At 67.9% G+C, this 1,376-nt stretch carries 2 protein-coding genes; one reads left to right on the forward strand and one right to left on the reverse strand.

Annotation, left to right across the window (positions count from 1 at the left end; translation table 11 throughout):
• Positions 1–109 precede the first annotated feature (109 nt).
• Positions 110–625 (reverse strand): peptide-methionine (S)-S-oxide reductase MsrA, encoded by a 516-nt coding sequence (gene msrA, locus ACFWPJ_RS18600; RefSeq protein WP_378852920.1) that lies wholly within the window; start codon positions 623–625, stop codon positions 110–112.
• Positions 626–865: 240 nt separating this feature from the next.
• Here msrA and ACFWPJ_RS18605 point away from each other — a divergent pair, with 240 nt between their 5' ends.
• Positions 866–1,264, forward strand: coding sequence for a carboxypeptidase-like regulatory domain-containing protein (locus ACFWPJ_RS18605; RefSeq protein WP_378852922.1), 399 nt, complete (start codon positions 866–868; stop codon positions 1,262–1,264).
• The last annotated feature ends 112 nt before the right edge of the window (positions 1,265–1,376 follow it).

Below are 1,376 nucleotides of genomic sequence, written 5' to 3' on the forward strand. Positions count from 1 at the left end.
CTCAACGAGCACACGGAAATACGTCGAGCTCTGGCCATCCTTGACCCGGAGACCCGGCAGGCAGAACCGGAGCGCCCGGTAGAGAAGCCGGGGCGATCGGTCGGTGTAGCTACTTGTCCGCGCTTTCCCGCTTGGGGAGCTTCCAGCCCGGCCGGGGGAAGTGGCAGGTGTAGCCGTCGGGGTAGCGGATCAGGTAGTCCTGGTGTTCGGGTTCGGCGTCCCAGAAGGTGCTGGCGGGGGTTACCTCGGTGACGACCTTGCCCGGCCACAGGCCTGAGGCGTCGACGTCGGCGATGGTGTCCAGGGCGGTGCGGCGCTGGTCGTCGTCGAGGTAGAAGATGGCCGAGCGGTAGCTCGAGCCGATGTCGTTGCCCTGACGGTCCTTGGTGGTGGGGTCGTGGATCTGGAACAGGAACTCGAGCAGGGCCCGGTAGTCGGTCCGCGCCGGGTCGTATTCGATCTCGACGGCCTCGGCGTGGCCGGGGTGATTGCGGTAGGTGGGGTGATCGTTGCTGCCGCCGGTGTAGCCGACCCTGGTGGACAGCACGCCCGGCTGCCTGCGGATCAGGTCCTGCATGCCCCAGAAGCATCCACCGGCCAGAATCGCCTTACGGGTTTCGGTCACGCGTCCTCCTTCGTCGAGCCTCCACGGTCGCACAGAACTGCCACAACCGCCTCTATGGAACTCCACTGACGAGCCTGGAATTCCCGCCGGTAAGCTCGCCGCGCGAGCGATACCTCATGAACGTCCCAGCGTGTCCCAGAGTCACCGAGGAAACAGGAGGAAGTCGGCGAAATGCCACGTAGCGTCGTTGCCCGGAGTTTGACGATCGGATTGGCCGCAGCAGCTGTGACAGCAGGCGCGGTGAGCGGCGCGGGAGCCCATCCCGCCGGCAGCGACGACACGGTCGCACAGACCTCGAACTGCGAAATCGGACAATCGAGACTAAAAAACCACAAGCTACGTTCACCCAGCCCGGCCGCCACCGGCCAGATCGACGCCGTCCTCATCGCCTCGACCACCCGCGCCCCGATCGCGGGCGGCAAGGTCGTGCTCACCGGCCTCGACACCTGCGGCGACACCATCCACCGGCACCTGTCGACCGGCGCCAACGGCCAGGTCAGCTTTCGCGGGCTCCAGACAGGCCGCTATCAGGTGACGGCCTACCCCGGTGCGATGCGGGCGCAGTCCACGGCCGACGTGGATCTGCCCACCCCGACCCTGAAAACCCTGCAGTTCACGGTCTCTACGAGTCACGGCTAGCGGTCGCGGGGGGGGGGGGGGGGGCGCCCCCCCCCCCCCCCCCGGCAACCCACCCCCCGCGGCGCCCCCCCCCCCCACACAAACCCACCCCGCATCAGGGGGGGGTGTGTAG

It is taken from the genome of Nocardia sp. NPDC058497, assembly GCF_042720195.1.
Lineage (GTDB): Bacteria > Actinomycetota > Actinomycetes > Mycobacteriales > Mycobacteriaceae > Nocardia.